The sequence below is a fragment of the Burkholderia sp. BCC1988 genome (assembly GCF_905339895.1).
Classification (GTDB): Bacteria; Pseudomonadota; Gammaproteobacteria; order Burkholderiales; family Burkholderiaceae; genus Burkholderia.
Map to the genome: position 1 here is coordinate 100,435 of NZ_CAJPHA010000011.1, position 26,386 is coordinate 126,820.

At 67.9% G+C, this 26,386-nt stretch carries 26 protein-coding genes; 21 read left to right on the forward strand and 5 right to left on the reverse strand.

The genetic code is table 11. The features are described 5' to 3' along the window. The first annotated feature begins 146 nt into the window (after nt 1-146). Nucleotides 147-353, forward strand: a complete 207-nt coding sequence (locus tag U4012_RS17575; RefSeq protein ID WP_044843168.1) for a hypothetical protein — start codon at nt 147-149, stop codon at nt 351-353. A gap of 381 nt (nt 354-734) precedes the next feature. After that, a complete protein-coding gene (locus U4012_RS17580) occupies nt 735-1,679 on the forward strand; it encodes an IclR family transcriptional regulator (RefSeq protein ID WP_124666746.1) in 945 nt (314 codons plus the stop codon). 120 nt (nt 1,680-1,799) lie between these two features. Here the strand turns inward: U4012_RS17580 and U4012_RS17585 are convergent, their stop codons facing one another. After that, complete coding sequence (locus U4012_RS17585; RefSeq protein WP_044843170.1) at nt 1,800-2,879, reverse strand: porin; 1,080 nt, start codon at nt 2,877-2,879, stop codon at nt 1,800-1,802. A gap of 450 nt (nt 2,880-3,329) precedes the next feature. Here U4012_RS17585 and U4012_RS17590 point away from each other — a divergent pair, with 450 nt between their 5' ends. The 16 genes from U4012_RS17590 (at nt 3,330) to U4012_RS17665 (ending at nt 18,114) form a co-directional block, all read left to right on the forward strand. Then, nucleotides 3,330-3,647, forward strand: coding sequence for a non-heme iron oxygenase ferredoxin subunit (locus tag U4012_RS17590; protein WP_006758060.1), 318 nt, complete (start codon nt 3,330-3,332; stop codon nt 3,645-3,647). A gap of 3 nt (nt 3,648-3,650) precedes the next feature. After that, nucleotides 3,651-3,962, forward strand: a complete 312-nt coding sequence (locus tag U4012_RS17595; protein WP_044843171.1) for a recombinase-like helix-turn-helix domain-containing protein — start codon at nt 3,651-3,653, stop codon at nt 3,960-3,962. Between the two features lie 60 nt (nt 3,963-4,022). Next, complete coding sequence (locus tag U4012_RS17600) at nt 4,023-5,093, forward strand: aromatic ring-hydroxylating oxygenase subunit alpha (RefSeq protein ID WP_044843172.1); 1,071 nt, start codon at nt 4,023-4,025, stop codon at nt 5,091-5,093. Further along, the gene (locus U4012_RS17605) at nt 5,086-5,856 is read left to right on the forward strand and encodes an SDR family oxidoreductase (protein ID WP_044843173.1); all 771 of its coding nucleotides are present in this window, start codon (nt 5,086-5,088) and stop codon (nt 5,854-5,856) included. The genes U4012_RS17600 and U4012_RS17605 overlap by 8 nt, the downstream gene beginning before the upstream one ends. 33 nt (nt 5,857-5,889) lie before the next feature. Continuing rightward, nucleotides 5,890-6,417 (forward strand): cupin domain-containing protein, encoded by a 528-nt coding sequence (locus U4012_RS17610; protein ID WP_034180369.1) that lies wholly within the window; start codon nt 5,890-5,892, stop codon nt 6,415-6,417. Between the two features lie 18 nt (nt 6,418-6,435). Then, nucleotides 6,436-7,347, forward strand: coding sequence for an alpha/beta fold hydrolase (locus tag U4012_RS17615; protein WP_044843174.1), 912 nt, complete (start codon nt 6,436-6,438; stop codon nt 7,345-7,347). A 100-nt stretch (nt 7,348-7,447) separates the two neighbouring features. Then, nucleotides 7,448-8,305: an IclR family transcriptional regulator gene (locus U4012_RS17620; RefSeq protein WP_044843175.1), complete on the forward strand. Its 858-nt coding sequence runs from the start codon at nt 7,448-7,450 to the stop codon at nt 8,303-8,305. Further along, on the forward strand, nt 8,302-9,099 hold the full coding sequence (locus U4012_RS17625) for an SDR family oxidoreductase (RefSeq protein ID WP_124488178.1): 798 nt from the start codon (nt 8,302-8,304) through the stop codon (nt 9,097-9,099). Before U4012_RS17620 ends, U4012_RS17625 begins: the two co-directional genes overlap by 4 nt. Then, nucleotides 9,092-10,762 carry a thiamine pyrophosphate-binding protein gene (locus U4012_RS17630; RefSeq protein ID WP_044843177.1) on the forward strand — a complete coding sequence of 557 codons (1,671 nt, stop codon included), beginning with the start codon at nt 9,092-9,094 and terminating at the stop codon, nt 10,760-10,762. Before U4012_RS17625 ends, U4012_RS17630 begins: the two co-directional genes overlap by 8 nt. Further along, a complete protein-coding gene (locus U4012_RS17635) occupies nt 10,755-11,582 on the forward strand; it encodes an aspartate dehydrogenase (protein ID WP_044843178.1) in 828 nt (275 codons plus the stop codon). Before U4012_RS17630 ends, U4012_RS17635 begins: the two co-directional genes overlap by 8 nt. 111 nt (nt 11,583-11,693) lie before the next feature. Further along, nucleotides 11,694-13,184: an aldehyde dehydrogenase gene (locus tag U4012_RS17640; protein WP_124488176.1), complete on the forward strand. Its 1,491-nt coding sequence runs from the start codon at nt 11,694-11,696 to the stop codon at nt 13,182-13,184. A gap of 18 nt (nt 13,185-13,202) precedes the next feature. After that, nucleotides 13,203-14,165: a VOC family protein gene (locus tag U4012_RS17645; RefSeq protein ID WP_124520782.1), complete on the forward strand. Its 963-nt coding sequence runs from the start codon at nt 13,203-13,205 to the stop codon at nt 14,163-14,165. Then, nucleotides 14,162-15,406 (forward strand): NAD(P)/FAD-dependent oxidoreductase, encoded by a 1,245-nt coding sequence (locus tag U4012_RS17650; RefSeq protein ID WP_044843181.1) that lies wholly within the window; start codon nt 14,162-14,164, stop codon nt 15,404-15,406. Before U4012_RS17645 ends, U4012_RS17650 begins: the two co-directional genes overlap by 4 nt. A gap of 38 nt (nt 15,407-15,444) precedes the next feature. Next, nucleotides 15,445-16,845 carry an MFS transporter gene (locus U4012_RS17655; protein ID WP_044843182.1) on the forward strand — a complete coding sequence of 467 codons (1,401 nt, stop codon included), beginning with the start codon at nt 15,445-15,447 and terminating at the stop codon, nt 16,843-16,845. Between the two features lie 164 nt (nt 16,846-17,009). Beyond that, a complete protein-coding gene (locus U4012_RS17660; RefSeq protein ID WP_321800351.1) occupies nt 17,010-17,561 on the forward strand; it encodes a GNAT family N-acetyltransferase in 552 nt (183 codons plus the stop codon). A 151-nt stretch (nt 17,562-17,712) separates the two neighbouring features. Beyond that, complete coding sequence (locus tag U4012_RS17665) at nt 17,713-18,114, forward strand: PPC domain-containing DNA-binding protein (RefSeq protein WP_124520778.1); 402 nt, start codon at nt 17,713-17,715, stop codon at nt 18,112-18,114. A 67-nt stretch (nt 18,115-18,181) separates the two neighbouring features. Here the strand turns inward: U4012_RS17665 and U4012_RS17670 are convergent, their stop codons facing one another. The 4 genes from U4012_RS17670 to U4012_RS17685 form a co-directional block, all read right to left on the reverse strand. Further along, nucleotides 18,182-19,417, reverse strand: coding sequence for a DUF2252 family protein (locus U4012_RS17670; protein ID WP_321800353.1), 1,236 nt, complete (start codon nt 19,415-19,417; stop codon nt 18,182-18,184). A gap of 104 nt (nt 19,418-19,521) precedes the next feature. Beyond that, complete coding sequence (locus U4012_RS17675) at nt 19,522-20,808, reverse strand: Nramp family divalent metal transporter (protein ID WP_321800354.1); 1,287 nt, start codon at nt 20,806-20,808, stop codon at nt 19,522-19,524. A 468-nt stretch (nt 20,809-21,276) separates the two neighbouring features. After that, nucleotides 21,277-21,525, reverse strand: coding sequence for an adhesin (locus U4012_RS17680; protein WP_321800355.1), 249 nt, complete (start codon nt 21,523-21,525; stop codon nt 21,277-21,279). 486 nt (nt 21,526-22,011) lie between these two features. Further along, nucleotides 22,012-22,446 carry a universal stress protein gene (locus U4012_RS17685; protein WP_044843188.1) on the reverse strand — a complete coding sequence of 145 codons (435 nt, stop codon included), beginning with the start codon at nt 22,444-22,446 and terminating at the stop codon, nt 22,012-22,014. A 382-nt stretch (nt 22,447-22,828) separates the two neighbouring features. On the opposite strand from U4012_RS17685, the gene U4012_RS17690 reads away from it, so the two are divergent. The 3 genes from U4012_RS17690 (at nt 22,829) to U4012_RS17700 (ending at nt 26,334) form a co-directional block, all read left to right on the forward strand. Next, complete coding sequence (locus tag U4012_RS17690) at nt 22,829-24,313, forward strand: amidase (RefSeq protein WP_321800358.1); 1,485 nt, start codon at nt 22,829-22,831, stop codon at nt 24,311-24,313. A gap of 377 nt (nt 24,314-24,690) precedes the next feature. Beyond that, nucleotides 24,691-25,383 (forward strand): hypothetical protein, encoded by a 693-nt coding sequence (locus U4012_RS17695; RefSeq protein ID WP_257769710.1) that lies wholly within the window; start codon nt 24,691-24,693, stop codon nt 25,381-25,383. A gap of 117 nt (nt 25,384-25,500) precedes the next feature. Next, nucleotides 25,501-26,334, forward strand: a complete 834-nt coding sequence (locus U4012_RS17700; RefSeq protein WP_044843191.1) for an arylamine N-acetyltransferase family protein — start codon at nt 25,501-25,503, stop codon at nt 26,332-26,334. Nucleotides 26,335-26,386 lie beyond the last annotated feature (52 nt).

Here is a 26,386-nt window from a genome sequence, read left to right on the forward strand (position 1 = left end):
TCTGATAGGCAGGTGTAAGCCCTGATGGTGCGTCGCAACATTCATTGACTAGACTGTCGAATGGCTGAAACGCGCCGGACGCCGGCGCATTTTTTCGACATGCCTGACGCGTCGCCGACGTGATGCGCAGTGCAGGAGCATAACCCGTGACCGTACTGGACTCATCCCTCGAACCCTCGCTGCACGTCTTCGAACAAGACGGCGGATGGCAATGGGCGCTGACGGTGAAGCGGGCGTCGGGTGTCGGTGTGAAAGTCGTCGCATTCAGCACGGACGGCTTTCGCGGCGAAGCCGACGCGTACGCCGCCGGCCAGCTCGCCCGTGCCGAGTACGACGCTGCCGTGACGGCCTGACGTCGCGTCGCGCCGATCCCGCTCGCGGATCGGTGTGGTCGTTTGCTCCCTCGCGTTTCTTCCCCCTTTCGTTTTCTAGTCGGACATCGGCCGTGATCGTGCCGGCCGGTACCGCACGTGAGGCATCCCGATCGCGGATGAGCAGGGCCGGCGGCCCGCCTTGCCTACGGCGACGTTCCGGTGGGCAGTCCTGTCTATCGCTGTTATCCTTTCGATCGCATCAGGCTATATGATAGTCCGGCGACCCGATCGGGCGCGCCGGGCCATCGGCCGCCTGCGCCGGATCGTGTTGATCCGGTCCGGTCGAAATTCCATAATCAAGCATTGCGGGTCATTCGTGAACGCTTCCATTCCGTCCATGTGCACAGGATCAATCCAACGATGAGCGGCGCATCGAAACCGCCGGCGAAGCCGGCAAGCGCGCCGCGCGCGACAGCCGGCGACGATGTCGACCACGACGCGTCGAAGCAGGGCGCGGGCGACGACGAATCGTCCGGCGGCGCGTCGTCGTATCTGGTGCCGGGCCTCGAGCGCGGGCTGCGGATCCTCGCCGAATTCTCCGCGCGCGAGCCGGTGCTCGGCGCGCCCGAGCTGTCGAAGCGCATCGGCATTCCGCGCACGACCACCTTCCGCCTGCTGCAGACGCTCGAAGCGCTCGGCTTTCTCGAGCGCGTGAACGGCGACCGTTATTTCCGGCTCGGCGTCGGCGTACTGCGGCTCGGCTTCGAATACCTGAATTCGCTGGAACTGACCGATCTCGGCACGCCCGTGCTCGAACGATTGCGCGATGCGACCGGTCTGTCGACGCACCTGCTGATCCGCGACCAGCGCGATGTCGTGTTCGTCGCGAAGGCGCAGAGCAACACGTCGATGTTCGGTTCGGTGAAGGTGCACGTCGGCACGCGGCTGCCCGCGCACGCGACCGTGCACGGCCATGTGCTGATGGGCGACCTCACGCGCGACGCGCTGCGCCAGCTGTATCCGGAGAAGCGTCTCGAGCAGTTCACCGAGCGCACGCCGGGCACGGTGGACGAGCTGTACGAGCGTGTGCGTCATTACGCGCGGCTCGGCTACGCGGTCAGCGAAGCCGCGTTCGAGAGCGGCATCTCTGCCGTGACGGCACCCGTGCGCGACCATTCGGGCGCGATCGTCGCGGCGATCACCGCGACGGTGCCGCGCTCGGAAATCGGCGAGGCCGGCGAGAAGGAACGGCTCGTCGAAGCGGTATGCGGCGCGGCGGTCGACCTGTCGCAGCGGTTGAACTACCGGCCGCTCGAAAGCGACCCGACGTTCGCGCACGCGCGCCATCGCGTCGCGATGTTCTGATTCGCGGCATGAGCCGCGTCGCGCGGCTTCGTCAGTAGCCTGTCGCAAGTAGTCAAAAAAAGAGCAGCCCGCAGGCTGCTCTTTTCGTTTCCGCCGTCGGGCGCATCCGCCCGCCGCCGCTCAGAACGAGTGATGGATGCCGGTCAGCACGATCACCTGGTTCGCGGTGCTCGACGCGCCGGCCGTGAAGAACGCGGCCTTCGCGCCGCCCGAACCGTGCTCGTACAGCACGTTCGCATACAGCTGCGTGCGCTTCGACAGCGCATAGATGTCGCCGAGCTCGACCTGCGTCCAGCGGCGGCCGGCCAGCGTCGTGGTCGCCGCGCCGCCCGCGATCGTGTTGAACGCGCTGCTGCGGTAGTTCACGCCCGCGTCGTAGCTCTGGAACGTGTCGGAAAACCCGTTCGACTGCATCTTCACGCGCGTGTAGAGGCCGTGCACGAGGAAGTCGCCGATCTGGTAGGACGCGCCCGCGCCGATGTTCTCGACCTTGTTCGCGATGTAGCCGGTCGCGGTGTTCTGCCCCTGGAACGACGTGATACCCGTCTGGCTGATCAGGATCGCGCGGTCGTGCTCGTTCGAGTAGACGGCCGACGCCTTGAACGGTCCGTTCGCGTAGTTCAGCGCGACCCCGACCGACTTGCCGGTCGAGAAGTTCGTCGTGTTGCCGAGCGCCATCGCCGCCGCGGCCGAGAAGCCGGCGAAGCTCGGCGAACGGTACTTGACCGCGTTGTTGTACGGCACGTTGCCGGTCGCGGCGAGCCCGTCGATGTTGCCCGGATGGAACGCATACCAGCTCAGCGCGAGATACGCGGTGCTGAGCGGATCGAGATAGTCGAACGTCAGCGGCGTCTGGCGGCCGAGCGTCAGCGTGCCGTAGCGGTCGGAACTGAGGCCGACGAAGGCCGCGCGGTTCCAGATCGTGTTCGCGGTCGCGAACTGGCCGTTGTTCGTATAGAAGCCGTTTTCGAGCTGGAAGATCGCCGACAGGCCGCTGCCGAGGTCTTCCTTGCCTTTCAGGCCCCACCGGTCGGGTTGCGTGTTGCCCTGGATCATCGCCCACTTCGCGTGGCCGCCGACGTTGTTCACATAGGCGACGCCGGCATCCAGGCTGCCGTACAGCACCACGCTGCTTTGTGCCCAGGCGCCCGACATCGCGCCCATTCCGATGATTGCTGCTGCTACCGCTTGCTTGACCATTTGATCTCCTGACTCTCCAAACCTGATGAGAAACGTGCCGTGGCGGCGGGCGCGGGGGACGGCCGGCCGTCGCGCGTTCTTCACCACCGGGCGGGCATTTTTAATGTTCCATATAAGGAACAATGTGCCTCTGATGGAATGAAGTATAGAGGTGTCGTGCGCCGGATCAAAAATAAATTTATCGGGCCGGATGCGGGTGGTGACGATCCGCAACACGGGACCGAGCGTCCTGAAAAAAGGACTTAAATCCCTGCCACTAAACAAAAAATCACCTTTTTGAAGATGAGTGGCGGCGATCGTCGACCCGGCGGTCGGTGTTTTCCCTAGGACGTGCAGCTTTTTGTTTTACTCGTGGGAAGTCACTCCTATAATCACCATCCATAAACCGCTGTTCCGGGTATGGAACAAACCCGGGGCGAACCGAGAGTCGATCAGAAGGAAGGGTGTGAGATGTCTGAACAATGGGTTTGTGCCGGGCACGCCGGCGCGCTGTCGGAAGACACGCCGATCGAGTTCAAGCGGACCGATGGCGTCGAAATCGGGATCTACCGCGTCGGCGACGAGGTGTATGCGCTCGAGAACGTGTGCCCGCATGCCTACGCGCTGCTGACGCAGGGGTTCGTCGACGAAGGCACGGTCGAATGTCCGCTGCACGAGGCCGTGTTCGACATCAAGACGGGCGAATGCCTGAAGGGCCCGGGCGGGCGCGCGCTGAAGCAGTACGCGGTGCGCCTGGCTGGCGAGGAAATCCAGATCAAGGTGGAGTAACCGATGAAAGAAGCGACCGTCAACTTCAATCCGTTCCTGAAGCCGTGGGTGGCGCCGCAGCCGAACAACGTCGCCGGCAAGGGGCAGATCGAGATCCCGGGCCAGGTCGAGAACCGCATCTGGCAAAACCGCAAGGCCGAGCCGACGCAGTACGAGAACGATCTGGGCGATGCGCTCGAACGCGTGTTCGAGAGCGGCGCGACCGAGCTGGACGAGGTCGTCGCGGGCCTGAACCGCATCGGCTTCCGCGCGCCGGACGGCACGGCGTGGACGCCCGAGCGCTTCCGCGCCGAAATGGCCTCGCTGGCGGAATGAGCGCACCGACCGCGCCGCACGCCTGAGCGCCGACCCGACAACCGCATCCGGAGCACACTGATGACGTCCCCCGCACAACACGAAACACAACACGACCCGGTCCGCGACTATCTCGACCGCGGCATCAAGAACTACTGGTATCCCGTTGCGCCCAGCTGGCAGGTGTCGAATGCGCCCGTCGGCCTCACGCGCCTGTCCGAGCAGATCGTGCTGTGGCGCGATCACGAAGGCAAAGTCCATGCGCTCGAAGACCGTTGCCCGCACCGCGGCGCGCGCCTGTCGCTCGGCTGGAACCTCGGCGGCAGCATCGCGTGCTGGTATCACGGCATCGAAGTCGACGGCGGCGGCACGGTCAACCGCGTGCCGGCCGTATCGAACTGTCCGCTCGAAGGCACGAAGTGCGTGAAGTCGTATCCGGTCGAAGAGAAGGCCGGCGCGATCTTCCTGTGGTTCGGCGACGAAGCGCACGGCGAGCCGGCGCCGCTGAACCTGCCGGAAGAACTGGTCGCCGACGAATACGCGCACTTCCTGTGCGTGTCGAACTGGAAGTGCAATTACCAGTACGCGATCGACAACGTGATGGACCCGATGCACGGCGCGTACCTGCACGCGACGTCGCACTCGATGGCCGAAGGCGACAAGCAGGCCGACATGCGCGTGCGGAAGACGGAAACGGGCCTGATGTTCGAGAAGATCGGCCAGCGCGACGTGAACTTCGACTGGGTCGAGCTCGGCGAAACCGGCTGCCTGTGGATGCGCCTCGCGATTCCGTACAAGCAGAAGTTCGGCCCGGGCGGCAACTTCGGGATCATCGGCTTCGCGACGCCGGTCGACGGCGACAACTGCCAGGTCTACTTCTGGCGTACGCGCAAGGTCAGCGGCTGGCAGCGTGACGTGTGGCGCTTCATGTACCGCAACCGCCTCGAAGGCCTGCACTGGGACGTGCTCGAGCAGGATCGCTACGTCCTCGAGAGCCTCGCGCCGAACGCGCGCGATCACGAATACCTGTACCAGCACGACGTCGGCATGACGCGCGTGCGCCGGATGCTGCGCACGCGTGCGCAGGAGCATCTTTCCGCGCTCGACGCGCATCGCGCGGCGCAGGCCGCGGCGGAGCCGTCGAATGGCTGAGTTCGCTCCGGTCGTGTCTCTGCCGGGGCGCCGCGTGCTCGTCACGGGCGGCGCGCGCGGTCTCGGCGCGGCGTTCGTGAAGGCGCTCGTCGAAGCGGGCGCGCAGGTCGCATTCGGCGACGTGCTCGCCGAAGAGGGCCGCGCGCTGGCCGCGCAGCTCACGCAAGCCGGCCACACCGCGCAATTCTTCACGCTCGACCTGGCCGATCCGGCGAGCGTCACGGCTTTCGTCGCGCAGGGCGCGGCGGCGCTCGGCGGCATCGACGCACTGATCAACAACGCGGCGATCACGAACTCGGGCGGCAAGCTGTCGACGGAGCTCGACGTGTCGACCTGGGATGCCGTGATGAACGTGAACGTGCGCGGCGTCTGGCTCGTCAGCAATGCGGCGCTGCCGTACCTCGCGCAATCGGGCCGCGGCGCGATCGTGAACCTCGCATCGGACACCGCGCTGTGGGGCGCGCCGAAGCTGCTCGCGTACGTCGCCAGCAAGGGCGCGGTGATCGCGATGACGCATGCGCAGGCGCGCGAGTTCGGCGCGCACGGCGTGACGGTCAACGCGATCGCGCCGGGGCTCACCGAAGTCGAGGCGACGGCCTACGTGCCGGCGGAACGCCACGCGTTCTACATGCAGGGCCGCGCGCTGACGCGCGCGCAGGTGCCCGAGGACGTGACGGGCCCCGTGCTGTTCCTGCTGTCGGACGGCGCGCGCTTCGTGACGGGTCAACTGCTGCCGGTGAACGGCGGCTTCGTAATGAATTGAATTGAAGTTTTCACTCTGATGAAGGAGAGGACGATGGCGGACGCCGATCTCGAACGCAAGTCGTGGGACCAGCCCGAAGGCGCAAGCTTCAACGACTGGATGGAAGGGCGCGTCGCGCGCTACGCGACGCGGCGCTACGACTGGGACGCACTGAAGTTCCAGGCCGACTACGACCCGAAGTACCGTCGTGCGCAGATGCGCTACGTCGGCACGGGCGGCACGGGCGTCGCGAAGGACGTCAACACGGTGCCGGCCGGCAACTTCACGTTCTCGACGATGGTCATTCCGGCCGGCAACATCGGCCCGAGCCACATCCATATCGACGTGGAAGAAATCTTCTTCGTGCTGCGCGGCAAGATGAAGGTGATCTGCGAGCGCGACGGCGAGACCTGGGAAGCGATCCTCGGCGAGCGCGACCTGATCTCGGTGCCGCCGGGCGTGTACCGCACGGAAATCAACATCGGCGAGGAAGACGCGCTGATGTGCGTGATGCTCGGTTCGCCGAAGCCCATCACGCCGACGTATCCGCCGGATTCGCCGCTCGCGAAGATCAAGCGCTGAGACGGGGCGGAGCAAGCAATGCGTGTCATCGACAAACGTGAACGCGACCGCACCGCGGCGTTCGCAGCGCTGCTCGGGCAGTTTCCCGAACAGCGCTGCGCGGCCGGCGCGGCGGGCACGATCGGCTACCGTGAGGCTGGCGCAGGCGAGGCCGGCGCGCAGCATGCGGGCCGCGCGCTGCCCGTCGTGCTGCTGCACGGGATCGGCTCGGGCGCCGCATCGTGGGTGTGCCAGCTCGACTCGCTCGGCGCGTCGCGCCGCGTGCTCGCGTGGGATGCGCCCGGCTACGGCGTGTCGACGCCCGTGCACGGCGCGTCGCCGGTCGCCGCCGATTACGCGGCGTCGCTGAACGCGTGGCTCGAGGCACTCGGCATCGAACGCTGCGTGCTGGTCGGGCATTCGCTCGGCGCGATCGTCGCGGGCGGGTTGACCCGCGTGATGCCCGCGCGGATCGCCGGCCTGCTGCTGATCTCGCCCGCGGGCGGTTACGGCAGCGCGCCCGCGGAAACGCGCGACACGCGCCGCGATGCACGCCTCGCGATGCTCGACGAACTCGGCCCGGCCGGCCTCGCCGAACAGCGCAGCGGCAACATGCTGTCGGGTTTCGCGAGCGAGGATGCGCGTGCATGGGTACGCTGGAACATGGCGCGCATCGTGCCGGCCGGTTATGCGCAGGCCACGCATCTGCTCGCGAACGCCGATCTCGCGTCCGATCTCGCCGGCTTTCGCGGCCGCACGGCGGTGGCGGTCGGCGCGAACGACGCGATCACGCCGCCGGCTGCCTGCGAGCGGATCGCCGCTGCCGCGCACGTCGGGCTGCAGGTGATTCCGCAGGCCGGTCATGCGGGCTACGTGGAAGCGCCGGCGGTCTACTCGTCGCTGATCGATGCGTTCTGCCGTCAATGCGACCGTCAACGGGGGCTGGAATGAACTACCCCCACGCTCACATTCGTTCGCTTGGGGGCGCGCAGCCCGCCCAATCCCGACATGCATTTCAACGTGCCCCTGGGGCGGCCAGACCGGAGGCATCATGAGCGAACCGTTGCAACAACAGGATGCGGACACCGCGAAGTCCGAGGCCAACTACGTGGTGCCGGGCCTCGAACGCGGTTTGCGGATCCTCGCCGAATTCTCGCCGCGCGAGCCGGTGCTCGGCGCGCCGGAACTGTCCAAGCGCCTCGGCATTCCGCGCACGACGGTGTTCCGTCTGCTGCAGACGCTCGAATCGCTCGGCTTTCTCGAGCGCGCGGACAAGGATCGCAACTACAAGCTCGGCATCGCCGTGCTGCGGCTCGGCTTCGAATACCTGAGCTCGCTCGAGCTGACCGATCTCGGCCTGCCGGTGATCGAGAGCCTGCGCGATGCGACCGGCTTCACGACGCACATCGTGATCCGCGACGGCCGCGACGTGGTGTTCGTCGCGAAGGCGCAGAGCCAGTCGCCGGTGTTCAGCTCGATTCGCGTGAACGTCGGCACGCGGCTGCCCGCGCATGCGACGACCCACGGCCACGTTCTGATGGGCGACCTGTCGCTGAAGGAGTTGCGGGCGCTGTATCCGGAAGGCGCGCTGAACCGGATGACGAGTGCGACGCCGGAATCCGTCGACGCGCTCTACGAAGTGATCCGGGAAGATGCGCTGCGCGGCTACGGCGTCAGCAATTCGTCGTTCGAGCGCGGCATCTCGGTGGTCACGGCGCCGGTGCGCAACGACACGCAGAGGATCGTCGCGTGCATCACGGTGACGGTGCCGCGGCCGGAGATCGACGCGGCGCTGATCGCCGACGGCCTGATCGACAAGGTGCAGCGCGCGGCGGCGGAATTGTCGCGGCGGCTCAATTACCGCTCGGATGACGAGCACACGTTTCTCAAGGCTTTAGGACTGCGATGATTCAGATCGATCTGACCGGGCAGGTGGCGGTGGTGACGGGCGGTTCGTCCGGCATCGGCCTCGCGACTGCCGAACGGTTCCTGCAGGCCGGCGCGTCGGTCGCGATTTGCGGCCGCGACGGCGAGCGTCTCGCGCGCGCCGAGGCGATGCTCGGCGAGAAATATCCGGGCGCGCCGCTGCTCGCGGTGCGCTGCAACGTGCTCGACGAAGCCGACGTGGCCGCGTTCGCGCAGGCCGTGTCCGACCGCTTCGGCCGCGCCGACATGCTCGTCAACAACGCAGGCCAGGGCCGCGTGTCGACTTTCGCCGACACGACCGACGACGCGTGGCGCGAAGAGCTCGAACTGAAGTACTTCAGCATCATCCGCCCGACGCGCGCATTCCTGCCGCTATTGCGCGATGCGGCCGCGCCGACGATCACCTGCGTGAATTCGCTGCTCGCGCTGCAGCCGGAGCCGCACATGGTCGCGACGTCGTCGGCGCGCGCGGGCGTGCTGAGCCTCGTGAAGTCGCTCGCGACCGAACTCGCGCCGCAGCGCATCCGCGTGAACTCGATCCTGATCGGCATCGTCGAGTCGGGGCAGTGGCGCCGCCGCTACGAAGCGCAGGCGCCGGCCGGCGAAAGCTGGGAGGACTGGACGGGCGCGCTCGCCCGCAAGAAGAACATTCCGCTGAACCGCTTCGGCAAGCCCGACGAGGCAGCCTGGGCACTTTTTTATCTCGCAACGCATCTGTCGTCCTACACGACGGGCAGCCATATCGACGTTTCTGGAGGCTTTGCACGCCATGTCTAAAAAAACCACGGTTGGCGAGCTGATTGCCGCCTTTCTCGAGCAGTGCGACGTCAAAACCGCATTCGGTGTCATCTCGATCCACAACATGCCGATCCTTGACGCGATCAACTCGCGCGGCAACATCCGGTATGTCGGCGCGCGCGGCGAAGCGGGCGCGGTGAACATGGCCGACGGGCTGGCCCGCGTGTCGGGCGGTCTCGGTGTCGCGTTCACGAGCACCGGCACGGCGGCGGGCAACGCGGCCGGCGCGATGGTCGAGGCGCTGACGGCCGGCACGGCACTGCTGCACATCACGGGGCAGATCGAGACGCCGTACCTCGACCAGGATCTGGCGTACATCCACGAAGCGCCGGACCAGCTCACGATGCTCGATGCGATCTCGAAGGCCGCGTTCCGCGTGCGCACGGTCGAGACCGTGCTGCCGACGATCCGCGAAGCCGTGCGCATCGCGCAGACGGCGCCGACGGGCCCCGTGTCGGTCGAGATCCCGATCGACATCCAGGCCGCCGAAATCGAATGGCCGGAAGATCTCGCGCCGGCGCACGTCGCGGTGCGCGAGCACGATGACGCACGCGTCGCGAAGCTCGCCGACGCGCTGGCGGCCAAGCGCCGTCCACTGCTGTGGCTCGGCGGCGGCGCGCGTCATGCGCGTGCGGAAGTCGAACGCCTGGTGAAGCTCGGCTTCGGCGTCGTGACGAGCGTGCAGGGCCGCGGCGTGCTGCCCGAGGATCACCCGGCGACGCTCGGCGCGTTCAACGTGCATTCGGCGGTCGAAGCGTTCTACAAGACCTGCGACGCGCTCGTCGTGGTCGGCTCGCGCCTGCGCGGCAACGAGACGCTGAAGTACAAGCTCGCGCTGCCGCAGCCGCTGTTCCGCGTCGACGCCGATGCGCTCGCCGACAACCGCGGCTATCGCAACGAGCTGTTCGTGCACGGCGATTCGAAACGCGTGCTGGCCGAGCTGGCCGATCGCCTCGAAGGCCGCCTGTCGGTCGATCCGCAGTTCGCGGGCGATCTCGCGGCGGCGCGCGAAGCGGCCGTCGCGAGCGTGGCGGAAGGCCTCGGGCCGTACAAGAAGCTGGTCGATACGCTGCAGGGCGCAGTGGGCCGCGACTACAACTGGGTGCGCGACGTGACGATCTCGAACAGCACGTGGGGCAACCGCCTGCTGAAGATCTTCGAACCGCGCGCGGGCGTGCATGCGCTCGGCGGCGGCATCGGCCAGGGCATCCAGATGGGCATCGGCGCGGCGCTGGCCGGCTCGGCGGCGAAGACGGTCTGCCTGGTCGGCGACGGCGGCCTGATGGTCAACGTCGGCGAGCTCGTGACGGCCGTGCAGGAAAACGCGAACGTGATGATCGTGCTGATGAACGACCAGTGCTACGGCGTGATCCGCAACATCCAGGACGCGCACTACGGCGGCCGCCGCTGCTTCGTGCAGCTGCACCAGCCCGATTTCGCGCAGTTCTGCGCGAGCTTCGGCCTCACGCACTACCGGATCACGTCGCTCGACCAGGCGGAAGCGATCGTGCGCGAAGGGATCGCGAAGGAAGGGCCGGTGATGGTCGAAGTCGACATGCTGTCGGTCGGCTCGTTCGCATCGCAGTTCGCGGGCCCGCCGGTGAAGAAGGAAGAGACGCCGTCGGAGCGCCAGTATGCATAACGGCCAGCGACACGGGCATGCGCCCGTCGACGTCGCGATGATCGGCTTCGGCGCGATCGGTGCCGCCGTGTATCACGCGGTCGAGCACGATGCGTCGTTGCGCGTCGCGCACGTGATCGTGCCCGAGCATCAGCGCGACGCGGTGCAGCGCGAGCTCGGCGGCGCGGTGGAGGTCGTGTCGTCGGTCGACGCGCTGGCTCGCCGCCCCGAGTTCGCGCTCGAATGCGCGGGTCACAGCGCGCTCGTCGATCACGTCGTGCCGTTGCTGAAGGCCGGCACCGACTGCGCGGTCGCATCGATCGGCGCGCTGTCCGACCTCGCGCTGCTCGACGTGCTGTCGCAGGCGGCCGACGAGGGCGGCACGACGGTGACGCTGCTGTCCGGCGCGATCGGCGGCATCGACGCGCTGGCGTCCGCGAAGCAGGGCGGCCTCGACGAAGTGCTGTACGTCGGCCGCAAGCCGCCGCTCGGCTGGCTCGGCACGCCCGCCGAGGAGCTGTGCGACTTGCGTGCGATGACCGGGGAAAAGGTGATCTTCGAAGGCAGTGCGCGCGACGCCGCGCGCCTGTATCCGAAGAACGCGAACGTCGCGGCGACGGTCGCGCTCGCGGGCCTCGGCCTCGACGCGACGCACGTGCGCCTGATCGCCGATCCGGCGGTCGAACGCAACGTGCACCGCATCACCGCGCGCGGCGCGTTCGGCGAGATGTCGCTCGAAATGAGCGGCAAGCCGTTGCCCGACAACCCGAAGACGTCCGCGTTGACCGCGTACAGCGCGATCCGCGCGCTGCGCAACCGCGCGGCCCGCTGCGTGATCTGAGCAGGCAGACAACCCGGACAACCAGGCCGACGCGGCCATTCGGGCCATTGAACGGCCGCCGGCGCCACGGCGCGGGCGGCTGCGCAGAGACAGATTTGTGGGACTTGTGACATGACTCCATTCGATACGAGCCTCGTACCCAACGGCGACATCCTGATCGGCGGCGAGTGGCGGCGCGGCCGCGGCGCGCCTTACGCGAGCATCTATCCGGCCGACCAGTCGCTGAACATGGAAGTCTCGACGGCGAACGCGGAAGACGCGGCCGACGCCGTCGTGGCCGCCGACGCCGCGTGGCGGCGCGCCGACTGGGCCGGCCTCAAGCCGCACCAGCGCGCGCTGGTGCTGTACCGGATCGCCGACCTGATCATGCAGCGTCACGAGGCGCTCGCGAACCTGCAACGCCGCGACAACGGCAAGCCGATCGGCGAGACGCGCGTGCTGGTGGCGAGTGCGGCCAACACGTTCCGCTATTTCGCGGCGTGCCTGGAAACGCTCGACGAAGAACTGACGCCGTCGCGCGGCGACTACCTGACGATGAGCGTGCACGAGCCGATCGGCGTGATCGCGGCGATCACGCCGTGGAATTCGCCGATCGCGTCCGACGCGCAGAAGCTCGCGCCCGCGCTCGCCGGCGGCAACGCGGTGGTGCTCAAGCCGGCCGAGGTGACGCCGCTCGTGTCGCTCGCGCTGGCCCGCATCTGCGAGGAAGCCGGCGTGCCGAAGGGCGTGCTGAGCGTGCTGCCGGGCAAGGGCTCGGTGATCGGCGACGTGCTGGTGCGCCATCCGCTCGTGAAGAAAGTGTCGTTTACCGGCGGCACCGAAGTGGGCCGCGGCATCGCGCGCATCGCGGCGGAAAAGCTGATGCCCGTGTCGCTCGAACTCGGCGGCAAGTCGCCGACGATCGTATGCGACGACGCGGATCTCGATCACGCGGTGAACGGCGTGCTGTACGGCATCTTCAGCTCGTCGGGCGAAGCGTGCATCGCGGGTTCGCGGCTGTTCGTGCAGCGCTCGGTATACGACGAGTTCATGAAGCGCCTAGTCGCGGGCGCACGCAAGCTGCGCGTGGGCGACCCGACGCGGCCCGACACGCAGATGGGCCCGCTGATCACCGCGAAGCATCGTGAATCGGTGGAACGCTACGTCGCGCTCGGGCTGGAGGAAGGCGGCCGCCTGCTGTGCGGCGGCGAACGGCCGTCGGGCGACGGGCGCGAGGACGGCTTCTTCTACCAGCCGACGATTCTCGAAGGCTTGCCGAACAGCGCGCGCATCTGCCAGGAGGAAATCTTCGGGCCGGTGCTGGTCGCGATGCCGTTCGACGACGAAGCGTCGCTGATCGCGCAGGCGAACGACAGCGTGTTCGGCCTCGCCGCCGGCATCTGGACGCGCGACTACAAGCGCGCATGGCGCATCGCGCGGGCACTGGAGACGGGCACCGTCTGGATCAACACGTACAAGCTGTTTTCGATCTCCACGCCGTTCTCGGGCTGGAAGGAGAGCGGGATGGGCCGCGAGAAGGGCCGTCTCGGCATCCGCGAGTACATGCAGCAGAAGAGCCTCTACTGGGGCTTGAACGACGCGCCGCTGCCGTGGGCGAACTGAGCGAAGGGGAATGACGCAATGAGCATCTTGGGTATCGAGCAGATCACGTACGGTGTCGACGACCTCGCGACGTGCCGGCGCTTTTTCGCCGACTGGGGCCTGAAGGAAGTCGCGCACGACGACACGCGCGCACGTTTCGAAACGCTGAACGGCTGCACCGTGCTGGTCGTGAAGGCCGACGATCCGTCGCTGCCGCCCGCGTTCGAAGCGGGCCCGACGCTGCGCGAAGTCACGTGGGGCGTCGCGACGCAGCAGGAAGTCGACGCACTGCGCACGAAGCTGGCCGGCCAGCCCGGCTATTACGCGCAGGACGATGCGGTCGGCTGCATCGATCCGAACGGGATGGCGATCCGCATCGAGGTGACGCGCAAGCGCGCGCTCGACATCACCGGCTCGCCGTCGAACGTGTGGGGCCGGACGGCGCGGGTCGACCAGCCGAGCCCGATCTATGCGCGCGCCGAGCCGGTCGAGGTCGGGCACGTCGTGTTCTTCACGAACTGCCTCGACGCGCAGGAGAAGTTCTATCACGAGCTGCTCGGCTTCGAGACGTCGGACCGCTATCCGGGCCGCGGCGCGTTCATGCGCTGCGCGCCGCACGGCGGCCACCACGACCTGTTCCTGCTCGCGTTGCCCAATGGAAAGCGCGGCCTGAACCACGTCGCGTTCACCGTGCGCGACATCCACGAAGTGTTCGGCGGCGGCATGCACATCGACCGCTGCGGCTGGGAAACGCAGCTCGGCCCGGGGCGTCATCCGGTGTCGTCCGCGTATTTCTGGTACTTCCAGAACCCGGCCGGCGCGCTGATCGAGTACTACGCGGACGAAGACGTGCTGACGCCCGAATGGCAGCCGCGCGAATTCGAACCGGGCCCGACCGTGTTCGCCGAATGGGCCGTCGACGGCGGCCTCGACGGCAACACGCGCCGGCAGAAGAATGCGAAGGCGCCGGAAGGCAAGTTCATGACGGAGCGCAAATCATGAGCGCAACGAACTCGCAGGAACCGGCCGCGCCTCGCACGGTCGTCGTGATCGGCGGCGGCCAGGCCGCCGGCTGGGTGCTGAAGACGCTGCGCGCGGAGGGCTTCGCGGGCCGTCTCGTGATGATCGCCGACGAGCCGCACCTGCCGTACGAGCGTCCGCCGCTGTCGAAGGCCGTGCTGGCCGGTGACGCGGACATCGAGACCGTGCGTGTCGTGCGCCCGGACGAATTCGCCGCGCTGAACGTCGAGGCATGGCAGCCGGAACGCGCGGTGTCGATCGACCGTGCGCGCCGCGTGGTGAAAATTGAAAGCGGCCTCGAAGTCGAATACGACCGCCTCGTGATCGCGACCGGCGGCACGTCGCGTCGCTTGCCTGACTCGATCGTCAGGACCCCGAACCTGCATTACCTGCGTACGCTCGACGAAGCGGCCGCACTCGGCGAGAAACTGCGCGCGAGCCGGCGTGTACTCGTGATCGGCGGCGGCTGGATCGGCCTGGAGGTTGCGGCGACCGCGCGCAAGCTCGGCGTCGAAGCGGTGGTCGTCGAAGGCGCGCCGCGGCTGTGCGGCCGATCGGTGCCGCAGGTCGTGTCGGACTTCCTGCTCGACCTGCATCGCGCGAACGGTGTCGACGTGCGCCTCGGCGCGGCGCTCGCATCGCTCGACGCGCAGCCGGACGACGCATCGAAGGTGCGCGCGACGCTTGCGGACGGCACGACGATCGACGCCGATTTCGCGGTGGCCGGCATCGGCCTCGCGCTGAACGCGACACTCGCGAGCGACGCGGGCCTCGCAGTCGACGACGGCATCGTGGTCGACGAATTCGGCGCGACCAGCGATCCGGCGATCTTCGCGTGCGGCGACGTCGCGAACCATCACAACGGCTGGCTGAAGCGGCGCGTGCGGCTCGAATCGTGGGCGAACGCGCAGAACCAGGCGATCGCGGCCGCGAAGGCCGTGCTCGGCGTGCGCGCGCCGTACGCCGAGATTCCGTGGTTCTGGTCCGATCAGTACGACGTGAACCTGCAGATCCTCGGCGATCTGCCGGCCGATGCGCAGCTCGTCGTGCGCGGCGATCTCGCCGCGCGACGTGCGACGCTGTTTTTCGTGGGCGACGGACATGTGAGAGGTGTCATCGCCATCAACAACGCACGCGAGCTCAAGCTCGCACGCAAGTGGATGAACCAGGGCCGGGCAGTGAACACGGAAGCCCTGGCGGACACGACCCAAGCGCTTGCCTGACCGGCGAAACCGGTACAAAGACCCAGGAGACACCCCGCATGAGCACTTTCGACAACGTCGTGGCCGGCAGGGCCACGATGGAAGCTGCCGCCTCCACGCCCGGCGCGATCATCGCGCGGCTCGAGCGGCTTCCGGCCAACGCGATGCAGATCCGCGCGCGCGTGCTGATCGGCACCGCGACGTTCTTCGACGGCTTCGACGTGATCACGATCGCGGCGACGCTGCCGCTGCTGATTCACAAGTGGGGGCTGTCGCCGACGCAGATCGGCATGCTGATCGCGTCCGGCGCGATCGGCCAGCTGATCGGCGCATTCCTGTTTCCCGCGCTCGCGGAGAAGCATGGCCGCGTGAAGGCGATCGCGTGGAGTTCCGCGGTGATCGGCATCACCAGCATCGCGTGCGGCTTCGCGCCGACGTTCGAGGTGTTCGTGCTGCTGCGGATCCTGCAGGGGCTCGGCCTCGGTGGCGAGCTGCCGGTCGCGGCCACGTACATCAACGAAATCACGCGCGCGCACGGCCGCGGCCGCTTCGTGCTGCTGTACGAAATCGTGTTCCCGATCGGCCTGCTGGTATCGATGGCGCTCGGCGCGTGGCTCGTGCCGCGGTTCGGCTGGGAGATCATGTATTTCGTCGGCGGGCTGCCGCTGATCCTCGCGCTGGTGCTCACGCGTCTGGTGCCGGAATCGCCGCGCTGGCTCGCGTCGCGCGGGCGGCTCCCGGAAGCCGGGCGCGCGGTCGGCGTGTTCGAAGCGTCGGTGCGTGGCGAACTGCCGCCGGTCACGCAGGTGGCCGCGTACGACGAGATGGTGCGCCAGCACCCGAAGCGCCGGATGAGCGACCTGTTCAGCGCCGCGTATCGCAAGCGCACGCTCGCGGTGGCGACGCTGTGGGCGACCTGCGGGTTCATCCAGTACGGGCTGTCCACGTGGCTGCCGACGATCTACAAGAACTTCTATCACGCGCCGCTGCAGCTCGCGCTGAATCTCGCGGTGATCGGCTCGGTGATGGGCGTGCTCGGTTCGCTCGCGTCCGCGCTGCTGGTCGACAAGCTCGGCCGCAAGCCGGTGATCGTGTGGTCGTTCGTGCTGTGCGCGCTGTCGCTGGCGTTCGCGGGCATCTACCACGCGTCGTCGGTGTACGTCGTCGCGACCTTTTGCTCGCTGTCGCTGGGGCTGATGGCATCGGGCTTCATCACCGCGTACGTCTATACGCCGGAACAGTATCCGACGAGCATCCGCGCGTCGGGCTGCGGGCTCGGCAGCGCGTGGCTGAAGATCGCGTCGTTCGCGGCGCCGATGATCGTGCCGCACGCGATCATCGGCGGCAATCTCGCGCCGGCGTTCTACCTGATCGGCATCGTGCCGCTGATCGCCGCCGTGACCGTTCATTTCGTCGGGATCGAGACGAAGGGGAAGGTGCTCGAAGCGCTCGAGGCATAAGCGCGGCGCGCGGCAAAGGCGATGTGGAAGGCCCGGACGATGTGTCCGGGCTTTTTCGTTTCGGGCAGCGGATCGTGCGTGCCGGACAGCGCGAACGCACGCGATGGCCGGCCTCCGGATAGCGTGTTCTAATTCATGCTTGCGTTTTTTCCCCGGCCGCCGCGATGCCCTTGTTCGAACCCGTCACGCTGCATACGTCCCGACTCGTCCTGCGTCCGCTTCGCGACACGGACGCTCATGCGTTCTTCGACCTCTGGTCCGATGCGCAGGCGATGCGCTATGCGTCGTTCGCGCCGCTCACGGATTGGCGGCAGGCCGCCGAGCGCGTCGCGCTCAACCTCGCGACGACCGCCAGCGGCCAGGATCTCGTCTGCGTGCTCGAAGCCCGGGACACGGGCGACGTGCTCGGCGAATGCGTGCTGTTTCATGCGCACGAGCAATGCCGGCGTGCGGAAATCGGCTTCAGCCTGCGGCGCCGCTACTGGCGCGGCGGCTATATGCGCGAGGCCGCGTCGGCGGTCATCGACCACGCGTTCGGCACGCTGCGCCTGAACCGCATCGAGGCCGACATCGATCCGCGCAACGTCGCTTCGGCCGCGTTGCTCGAACGGATCGGGTTCGTCAGGGAAGGCGTGCTGCGCGAACGCTGGATCGTCGGCGACGAGGTGTCGGACAGCGCGCTGTACGGTTTGCTCGCGCGCGATCGGCGCGGGTGATGCGGCGCGTCCGGTGCGAACGAATGACGCATCGGCATCGTTCCCGTAGTCGCGACGCAGGAGCGGCGTTCGATCCGGCTGGCGGCTTGCCGGATTGCCGTGTCGAACGTACGCTTTGCCTACCCGCGACCCCATCAGCAGGTTACCGCCCATGCAAGCCCATCCTCTGCGTCTTTCCCCCGGCGACGATCTGCGCGCGTCGATCGAGCAGGCGTTGCGTCGACTCGACGCGCATGCAGCATTCGTGATCCAGGGCATCGGCAGCCTGAACGTCGCGCAGCTGCGCTATGCCGGCGTCGCTGCGCCGACCGAGCTGCGCGGCGATCTCGAGATCCTGACGCTGGCCGGTTCGGTCTCGCCGGACGGCGCGCACCTGCACATGGCGGTGTCCGACGCGCACGGCCGCGTCTCGGGCGGCCACGTCGCGAGCGGCTGCGTGGTGCGCACGACCGCCGAGATCCTGCTCGTATCGTTGCCCGCGCATCGTTTTTCCCGCGAGCACGATGCGCTCACCGGGTTCAACGAGCTGGTGGTCCGTCCGGCGAAAGACTGAGATCGCGCGGGCCGGGCCGTTCACGATCGTGCGTCCATCGCAACGACGCACGACCGGCGGCGACGATTCAACGGGCCGTCTTGCCGACCACATGGCGCCGGCAATGTTCGAGATACGCCTCTTCGTGCGCGACCATCAGTTCGATGATGCTTCGCCACAGCCATGACGGCGCGTCGGCCGTCTTCGGGTGCTGGCGCCGCAACTCGCTGCGCCACGCGCGTTGCGTCGTGTGGTCCATCTGCGCGGCATGCGCGCTGCCGATCACCAGCGCCAGATAGCGCGCGACTTTGACCGCATCGGCCTCCGACATCCGTTCCGCGTCCAGTTTCAGATCCTGCGGCATCAATTCGCGTATGACGACGGGGCATCCGTCGAGGCGTGCCGCGCACATCCGGCTGCCCAGCATCGGCGATACGTGCCGCGCGCCTTCGAGCACCCGTTGCGCGGGATCGCGCGGCATGCGCACGCCGGGATCCTTCGGAGCCTTCGCCGCCGCGGCCTCCTTGATGTCGATCAGATACGGCGGATGGCCGTCGGAACACGCGTCGTCGATATCGAGCATGACCGCGAAGCGGCGCCGTCCGAGCGAGCTGCATCCCTTTACCCAGAAGGCGGCGTCGAGCACCTTCATCCTCGCGTCGCGGTGTGGCGCGCGGCTGAGCGCCGCGCCGATCGGCGAATCCGGGGTGGATTCGAACAGCGCGTGGATGGCGCTCCGCTCGCGCTCGGACAACGGCCAGAAGCGTTTGCCGAGCGGAATGCGCGGCGTGACGTTCTGGATCGTCTGCCGGTCGAGCTTGCGCCACGATCGGTGCAGCGCCGCCTTCATCGCGATCTTGATCGCGGTTGGGCGTTGCAGGTGACTGGTCTCGGCGCGGTGCCGGCTGTCGAACGCCTGCTCGTATCCGGCGATGAGCGCTTCGACCATCCGCCACGTGATGATGCCGGGCAGATCGGAGCTGCGCGCCGCGGTCGCGAGCGAGAAGCCGAGACGCAGCAGGTCGTGTACGGGATTGCCGATCACGCTCTGGTCGAGATCGCGGATCTGCACGGCAACCTCGCCCGTCTTCGCCGCGACGGGCCCCAGATTGCCGAGATGGCAGTCGCCGCCGATCCATACCGCGGGGCCGTCGGGCAGGGTGCCGGAGCGATGGTCCGCGAGCCACGCGTAGAAGCGCTCGGCGCTGCCGCGCGTATACGTGTGTATCGAGCGCGCCATCTTGCCGCTGCGCAGGCGCGCGAGAATCTGCGCGCGCTGGTCGCTGGACGGCAGCCGTGCCGATCCCGATGCTTTCTTCGCCACGATGCGTTCTCCTTCTGTTCCGCGGCATGCGTCGCCGGTGCGTGTGCCGGCTCGCGTGACGTCGGTGTATCCGGCGCCGCGCCGGCCGGCGCGGCTCCACCTGCTCAACCCGGCACGAACACGCCCAACGCCGCGACCGCCATCGCGAACGTCGCGAGCCAGCCGCCCCAGGCCAGCAGGCCGGTGATCGCGAATTTGCCCATGATGCGCGTGCTGTGGGCCATCAGCATCATCACGACCATGATCGGCACGGCGGTCACGCCATTGATGACCGCGCTCCAGTAGAGCGCGCGGATCGGGTCGAAATGCATGAACGTGATCGCGACGCCGCCGATGATCGCCAGTGCGATGACCGCATAGAACTCGCGCGCGACGCCGAATTGCAGCGCGAGGCTGCTGCGCCAGCGGAAAGTGCCCGCGGCCGCATAGGCGGCCGACCCCGCGAGGACCGGCAGCGCCAGCAGGCCGGTGCCGATGATTCCGAGCGCGAACAGCACGTACGCGAAGTGCCCGCCGATCGGCTCGAGCGCCCGCGCGGCATCCGCCGACGTCTTCACGTCGATGTGGTGCAGGTTCAGCGTGGCCGCGGCCGTCAGCGTGATGAAGAACGCGATGACGTTCGACACGCCCATCCCGACCCACGTATCGAAGTTGATCCGGCGCAGCTGCGCGGGGGCCTGGTGAGGCGCGTGCCGCAACGACTGCTGGTTCGGCACCGCGCGCAGCTCCTCGACTTCCTGCGATGCCTGCCAGAAGAACAGGTACGGGCTGATCGTGGTGCCGAGCACAGCGATGACCGTGGTCAGGTAGGCGGCGGACAGCTGGACGCGCGGCAACACGAGCGCACGGCCGACCTCGCCCCACGGGACGGGCACGATGAGCGCCACGGCGACGTAGGCGAGCAGGACCAGCGCGGTCCATTTGAGCAGGCGCGCGTAGCGGTCGTACGGCACGAGGATCTGCAGCAGGGCCGATGCGCCGCCGAGGCACACGACGTAGAGTTCTTGCGGGCCGTTCAGCAGGAGCTTGACCGCCGCGCCCATTGCCGACAGGTCGGCCGCGATGTTGATCACGTTCGCGACGATCAGCAGCACGACGGTGACGTAGAGCAGCCACGGCGGATAGTGCGTGCGCATGTTCGACGCGAGGCCCTTGCCCGTCACGCGGCCGATGCGCGCGCTGACCAGCTGGATCGCCGTCATCAGCGGATACGTCAGCAAGAGCGCCCACAGCAATTCGAAGCCGAACTGCGCGCCCGCCTGCGAGTACGTGCCGATGCCGGACGGATCGTCGTCCGCGGCACCGGTGACGAGGCCCGGCCCGAGGCGGCGGAGCCACGTTGCGGCACGCGGACGCTGCTCCGCGGAATCGAGGGACTCGTTGTCGTTCATGATCGCGACTCGTGGGGAGGGGGCAATCGAGTCGCAATTGGCATGCCCAGGAGGAAGGGGCGGCTGGGGCGGGCGGGTTACGGGATGCGACCGCCAGACGCGGTGCAACCGAACGCAACTCGACGCGATGGAAAACCGGCTCGGCTAACGGGCGGGGAGCGGCGGTACGGCAGGGAGCGCACGACGTGCTCGCGTGCTCGTGACGGGGGGGAACCCGAACCCAGTTGGAGAAGCGACGGACGGTGCCGAGCGATTCGCGCAAGTCGCTATCGCTGCGACGTGCTTGACGTGTCGCGGCGAACGCTGATCTTTCGCCGCGATCGTCGGATGGTTGGCGTATTCGTACTGCCGCTACCGGCGAGCCAATGCCGCCGGTGGCATGCAAAAGAACCTCGGAAGGCGCCGCGGATCACAGTTGGCGCCCAGGCGCCGCGACACGCATGCAACCGGCGCGGCGCCCGGTCGGCCTCAACGGGCCGCCACCGCGACGTCCCGATTACCGCGCCCGGACACGAGGCAGCTCGACATGAACGCTTCGCTCTGGCTGTCGGCCGCCGCGCTGCCGAAGCCCTTGCCGAGCGCGGCGTATTTCACCTGCTCGGCGCCCTGCGAGCAGGCGGTCGGGCTGGCATCGCGGCCTTGCGCGTGCAGCAGCGCGCGATCGCCGATCAGATAGACCAGCAGCGCGAAAAAAGCGATGTGTACGACTCGTCTCATGGTTCGTCTCCTCGTCGCTCAAGCGTAACGCGGAGACGTTTCTCGAAGCACTTGGGGCTTCCCCCGGTAAACGTCTGCAGAAATGACAGCGAGCCCGGCTGATCGTGTCCCGTTTTTACCGTGCGGACGACGAAAAGGCACGTTGGCCGCCCGCATCGCCGCACGATTGACGCGAGTTTGACGAATGTCAGACGGCGGGCAGGGCGAGACGGTCGTGCCGACGGTCAGGGCGATAGCATGAATACATGTTTCAACGGAACGCGATGCGCGGCAGGCGATGGGCGCCGCGGCTCCGAATGCAGCGGGTACGTATTGAACATCGCTATCGAATTAGTGAGGAATCCAAATGCTTAACGTATCGTCCGTCCTGATCAGTCTCGCGCCGATGTGGGCGATTCTGCTGGTTGCATCGTCAGCCGCGACCTATCTCGTGTTCTGGCGCAAGGTCATCAAGTAAGAAGCGGCGAGTGCCGCATCGCGTGCCGCTCATCTGACCGCCGTCACCGGCACGTTCGAAATCCGCACGAGGCGGCCCATCATGCTGCGACCGAACATCGACAGCATCTGATGAAACGGATCGTGCCGCGGCGCGACGACGACGATTTCGTCGCAGCCCGTCTCGGCCGCAACGGCCGCGATCGTGTCGGCTACCGGCCCGACCTTCTTCACGACGCTGTATCGGACGCCGGCTTCCCGCAGCACCCGCTCGGCCGTCGCCAGATCGTCGCACGCGAACTGGTCCTCGATCGAGCGCAGTCGCGACAGCGAGTGAAATGCCTCGAGCCGCGTCGCTTCGAGCGGCGGCTGGACGTTGATCAGCACGATTTCCGACGCGCAGCGTTCGCGATACAGGAAGGTCGCATGGCGGACCGCCTGCAGCGAACGCGGCGAATGACCGACCGGAACCAGCAGCTTGAGCATGGAAGATGCTCCGGAATCGAGATGTTTGCAGCGTAGCGCGGCGCCGGATCGCCCGACCTAAAGAGATCGGGCGGCCGCGTAAAAATGTCGTCAACGTCCGCCGCGCCTATTAGAAATATAAGAAATTTAAGTTTATGCGCATAAACGTTTTCACCGACCGGCCGGGCGGCGGCCCCAGGCGGGCCGTCGAGTGGCGCACCACGCCGATTTAGTCGGATCCTCAATGAATCGCGGCGGAAAATATCGGAGGTCGGCGATCCGGCGTCGCGTAGAGTAGTGCATCGGCCGCGGCGCGGCCTTCTCCCGGGCTGTCCAGGCCGTTCGGGACGGACCGCCGCCACGCTGCGGCCCGCCATTCCATTCCGATTCCAGGAGACCTCGCATGCCGCATGGCGCCCCGCAGCTTCTCGCACCCGCTTCCATCACCGTCGACCCGATCGTGCGCCTGTCGGCCGGCGAACTCGCGTCGGCGATCCGCGGCAAGGCGGTCTCGTGCGTCGAGACGATGCGTGCGTATCTCGATCACATCGAGCGCGTGAACGGCGCGGTGAACGCGTTGATTTCGCTGCGCGATCGCGCCACGCTGCTCGCCGAAGCGGCGGAAAAGGACGCGGCACTCGCCCGCGGCGAGTACCACGGCTGGCTGCACGGAATGCCGCAGGCGCCGAAGGATCTCGCGATGACGAAAGGGCTGCGCACGACCTACGGCTCGCCGATCTTCCGCGATCACGTGCCGCAGGCCGATTCGGTCGGCGTCGGCCGGATGCGCGCGGCGGGCGCGATCTTCATCGGCAAGACCAACACGCCGGAGTTCGGCCTCGGCTCGCATACGTTCAACGAAATCCACGGCGCGACGCGCAATCCGTACGACCTGACGAAGAGCGCGGGCGGCAGCAGCGGCGGCACGGCGGCGGCGCTGGCCGCGCGCATGCTGCCGGTCGCGGACGGCAGCGACTTCGGCGGCTCGCTGCGCAATCCGGCCGCGTTCTGCAACATCTACGGGTTCCGTCCGTCGCAGGGCCGCGTACCGCGCTGGCCGGGCGTCGACGTGTTCATGCAGCAACTCGGCATAGAAGGGCCGATGGGCCGCACGGTCGGCGATGTCGCGCAGCTGCTCGCGATCCAGGCCGGCTACGACCCGAACGATCCGCTGTCGCTCGCGGAAGATCCGGCCGTGTTCGCGAAGCCGCTCGATACGGACCTGCGCGGCAAGCGCATCGCGTGGGTCGGCGACTGGAACGGCTATCTCGCGACCGAGCCGGGCGTGCTCGCGCAGTGCGAACAGGGCCTCGCGACGCTGCGCGAGATCGGCTGCGACGTCGATGCCGCGCTGCCGGCGTTCGCACCGGAGCGCATCTGGCGGCTGTGGCTCGCGCATCGGCACCTGCTGTCCGGCGGCGGGCTGCTCGCGCACTATCGCGACCCGGCACGGCGTGCGCTGCTGAAGCCCGAGGCGATCTACGAGGTCGAAGGGCTGCTCGCGATGCAGGGGGCCGAGGTATTCGACGCGAGCGTCGAGCGCACCGCGTGGCACCAGGCCGTGCTGGGCTTCTTCGATCGCTACGACTTCATCGCCGCGCCGACCGCGCAGGTGTTCCCGTTCGACGTCGAGCAACGCTGGCCGCAGGAAATCGCGGGCCGCGCGATGGATACCTACCACCGCTGGATGGAAACGGTCGTGCCGTGGACGCTGGCCGGCTGCCCGGTGATCAGCGTGCCGGTGGGCTTCAACGACGCGGGGCTGCCGATGGGGATGCAGCTGATCGGCCGGCCGCGCGCGGATCTCGCCGTGCTGCAGCTCGCGCGCGGCTACGAGCAGGCGGCCGACTGGGTCGGCCGGCGGCTGCCGGGCTGGATGGCTGCGTAATGCGACGGCCGGCGGGCCGGTGACACACGCCGAACGCAAGCGACGAAACGGGCGGCCGCGTGCCGCCCGGTTCGTTTCCACACCTCGAAACGCGCCGGCTAATCCTGCCATTCGTGCGCCGGGCATCACGCTGTCGCACAACGGCGCCGGCCGACGCCGGCGCAGCGCCGGCGCATACCGGGCGTCGCCGGGATTGCCGCGGTGCAGGAACGAATCGCGGCGCCAGCCCGATATCGCGCGGCAAATCCGGATGAATCCGCGCGCCGGGCGACGCTCGTGCCGGGCGATTTCGTATCGATGTGTTTCAGTCGTTGCGGCGGCGCGCGGCGCGCTTCGACAATATCGGCCTCAAACATATTCGGGCACGAGGGAAACACATGAAGCACATTCGCGCGACGGGCAAGCACCTGGCATCGGCGGGCATCGCCTTCGGCATCATGCTCGGCGTGAACGGCACCGCCCATGCACAACTCGACCTCCAGTCGATCGGCTCGGCGCTGCTCGGCGGCGGGCAACAGCAGGCCGCACCCGCGCAGGGCGGCGTCGCGCAGTTGATGCAGGCGTACGTCGGCGCGAACCAGCAGGTGCTGGTCGGCCAGTCGTCGCTCGCGTCGGCGATGGGGCTCACCGGCGCGGCCGGTCAGGCGCAGCAGGCCGCCGGCCTGCTCGGCGGCGGCAATGCGCTGACGCCGGCCGCGCTGTCGCAGATGGGCGGCGCGCAGCAGTCGGTGTCGCAGGCGCTCGGCCAGGCGTTCGCGAGCGGCGGGGCGTCGCACGGCCCGATCGACAAGCAGGCGTTCAGCAACGGCCTGGCGTCGCTCGGCCAGGGCCTGACGCAGTACTCGCAACTGCAGTCGGGGCTCGGTAATCTCGGTTCGACCAGCGCGGCATCGCTGCTGCAGTCGGGCCTGAATCCGCAGAACATGCAGGCCGCGTCGTATATCGCGCAAAGCGCGCCGGGCCAGTTGCAGTCGCTCGCGTCGACGCTCAGCCAGGCCGTGCAGTTCGCGACGAGCCAGGGCATTACGGTGCCGTCGGTCGCGTCGTCCGCGCTGAAGCTGCTGCCGTAACGCGGCCGCACCCGCTACGGAGCCGGCAGCGCGCGCGGCGATCCGGGATGGCCCCGCGCAACATGGGGATATCGCTCGATGCTATCGTGGCGTGTTCCCCGTTACCGGTGCCGGTTCATGACTGACTCGTTCGACCTCTCGCGCTACTTCGCCCGCATCGGCTACGACGGCCCGGCCGAGCCGACGCTCGACGTGCTGCGACGGCTGCACCTGCTGCAGCCGCAGGCCATTCCGTTCGAAAATCTCAATCCGCTGACCGGCGCGCGCGTCGCGCTCGACCTGCCCGCGATCGTCGACAAGGTGGTCGGGCGCCGCCGCGGCGGCTACTGCTTCGAACTCAACAAGCTCTTCTACACCGCGCTCACGACGATCGGCTTTCGCGTGACGCCGCTGATCGCGCGCGTGCGCTGGATGCGGCCGCCCGAGCTCGTCACCGCGCAGACCCACATGCTGCTGCGCATCGATCTCGACGGCGCGGCGTGGCTCGCCGACATCGGCTTCGGCAGCGCGACGCTCACCGCGCCGCTGCGCTTCGTGCCGGGCGAGCGGCAGCTGACGCCGCATGGGGCGTTTCGCGTCGTCGACGCGCCGGTCGACGGCGAATTCGACATGCAGTTCCAGATCCCCGACGGCTGGCAGACGACCTACCGCTTTTCGCTGAAGCCGGCCGAGTGGATCGATTACGACGCCGCGAACTGGTTCACGTCGACCTATCCCGAGTCGATCTTCGTCAACGACCTGATCGCCTGCCGCGTGCTGCCGGACGGCCGCGCGGCGCTGTTCAACACCGTGCTGACGCTGCGCGACGCGGCGGGCGCGGGGCGCACGGTCACGTTCGACGACGCGGCCGCGTGGGGCGCGTGCCTGCGCGACACGATCGGCATCGATACGACCGGCTTCGACCTCGACGCGTTGTTCGCGCGGGTGGCGGCGCGGGCGAACCCGATGTAATGCGTCGCGGGCCGCGACATGACCGTACGCAATCCCGCCGGCCGTGCGTGGC

Bases quoted from the DNA above. Each gene is read 5' to 3' on its own strand.
- U4012_RS17635 (WP_044843178.1), top strand. From the start codon at position 10,755: ATGCATAACGGCCAGCGACACGGGCATGCGCCCGTCGACGTCGCGATG.
- U4012_RS17645 (WP_124520782.1), top strand. From the start codon at position 13,203: ATGAGCATCTTGGGTATCGAGCAGATCACGTACGGTGTCGACGACCTC.
- U4012_RS17675 (WP_321800354.1), bottom strand. From the start codon at position 20,808: ATGAACGACAACGAGTCCCTCGATTCCGCGGAGCAGCGTCCGCGTGCC.
- U4012_RS17650 (WP_044843181.1), top strand. From the start codon at position 14,162: ATGAGCGCAACGAACTCGCAGGAACCGGCCGCGCCTCGCACGGTCGTC.
- U4012_RS17655 (WP_044843182.1), top strand. From the start codon at position 15,445: ATGAGCACTTTCGACAACGTCGTGGCCGGCAGGGCCACGATGGAAGCT.
- U4012_RS17630 (WP_044843177.1), top strand. From the start codon at position 9,092: ATGTCTAAAAAAACCACGGTTGGCGAGCTGATTGCCGCCTTTCTCGAG.
- U4012_RS17625 (WP_124488178.1), top strand. From the start codon at position 8,302: ATGATTCAGATCGATCTGACCGGGCAGGTGGCGGTGGTGACGGGCGGT.
- U4012_RS17700 (WP_044843191.1), top strand. From the start codon at position 25,501: ATGACTGACTCGTTCGACCTCTCGCGCTACTTCGCCCGCATCGGCTAC.
- U4012_RS17585 (WP_044843170.1), bottom strand. From the start codon at position 2,879: ATGGTCAAGCAAGCGGTAGCAGCAGCAATCATCGGAATGGGCGCGATG.
- U4012_RS17590 (WP_006758060.1), top strand. From the start codon at position 3,330: ATGTCTGAACAATGGGTTTGTGCCGGGCACGCCGGCGCGCTGTCGGAA.
- U4012_RS17695 (WP_257769710.1), top strand. From the start codon at position 24,691: ATGAAGCACATTCGCGCGACGGGCAAGCACCTGGCATCGGCGGGCATC.
- U4012_RS17690 (WP_321800358.1), top strand. From the start codon at position 22,829: ATGCCGCATGGCGCCCCGCAGCTTCTCGCACCCGCTTCCATCACCGTC.
- U4012_RS17620 (WP_044843175.1), top strand. From the start codon at position 7,448: ATGAGCGAACCGTTGCAACAACAGGATGCGGACACCGCGAAGTCCGAG.
- U4012_RS17685 (WP_044843188.1), bottom strand. From the start codon at position 22,446: ATGCTCAAGCTGCTGGTTCCGGTCGGTCATTCGCCGCGTTCGCTGCAG.
- U4012_RS17640 (WP_124488176.1), top strand. From the start codon at position 11,694: ATGACTCCATTCGATACGAGCCTCGTACCCAACGGCGACATCCTGATC.
- U4012_RS17605 (WP_044843173.1), top strand. From the start codon at position 5,086: ATGGCTGAGTTCGCTCCGGTCGTGTCTCTGCCGGGGCGCCGCGTGCTC.
- U4012_RS17600 (WP_044843172.1), top strand. From the start codon at position 4,023: ATGACGTCCCCCGCACAACACGAAACACAACACGACCCGGTCCGCGAC.
- U4012_RS17660 (WP_321800351.1), top strand. From the start codon at position 17,010: ATGCCCTTGTTCGAACCCGTCACGCTGCATACGTCCCGACTCGTCCTG.
- U4012_RS17580 (WP_124666746.1), top strand. From the start codon at position 735: ATGAGCGGCGCATCGAAACCGCCGGCGAAGCCGGCAAGCGCGCCGCGC.
- U4012_RS17665 (WP_124520778.1), top strand. From the start codon at position 17,713: ATGCAAGCCCATCCTCTGCGTCTTTCCCCCGGCGACGATCTGCGCGCG.
- U4012_RS17615 (WP_044843174.1), top strand. From the start codon at position 6,436: ATGCGTGTCATCGACAAACGTGAACGCGACCGCACCGCGGCGTTCGCA.
- U4012_RS17680 (WP_321800355.1), bottom strand. From the start codon at position 21,525: ATGAGACGAGTCGTACACATCGCTTTTTTCGCGCTGCTGGTCTATCTG.
- U4012_RS17610 (WP_034180369.1), top strand. From the start codon at position 5,890: ATGGCGGACGCCGATCTCGAACGCAAGTCGTGGGACCAGCCCGAAGGC.
- U4012_RS17595 (WP_044843171.1), top strand. From the start codon at position 3,651: ATGAAAGAAGCGACCGTCAACTTCAATCCGTTCCTGAAGCCGTGGGTG.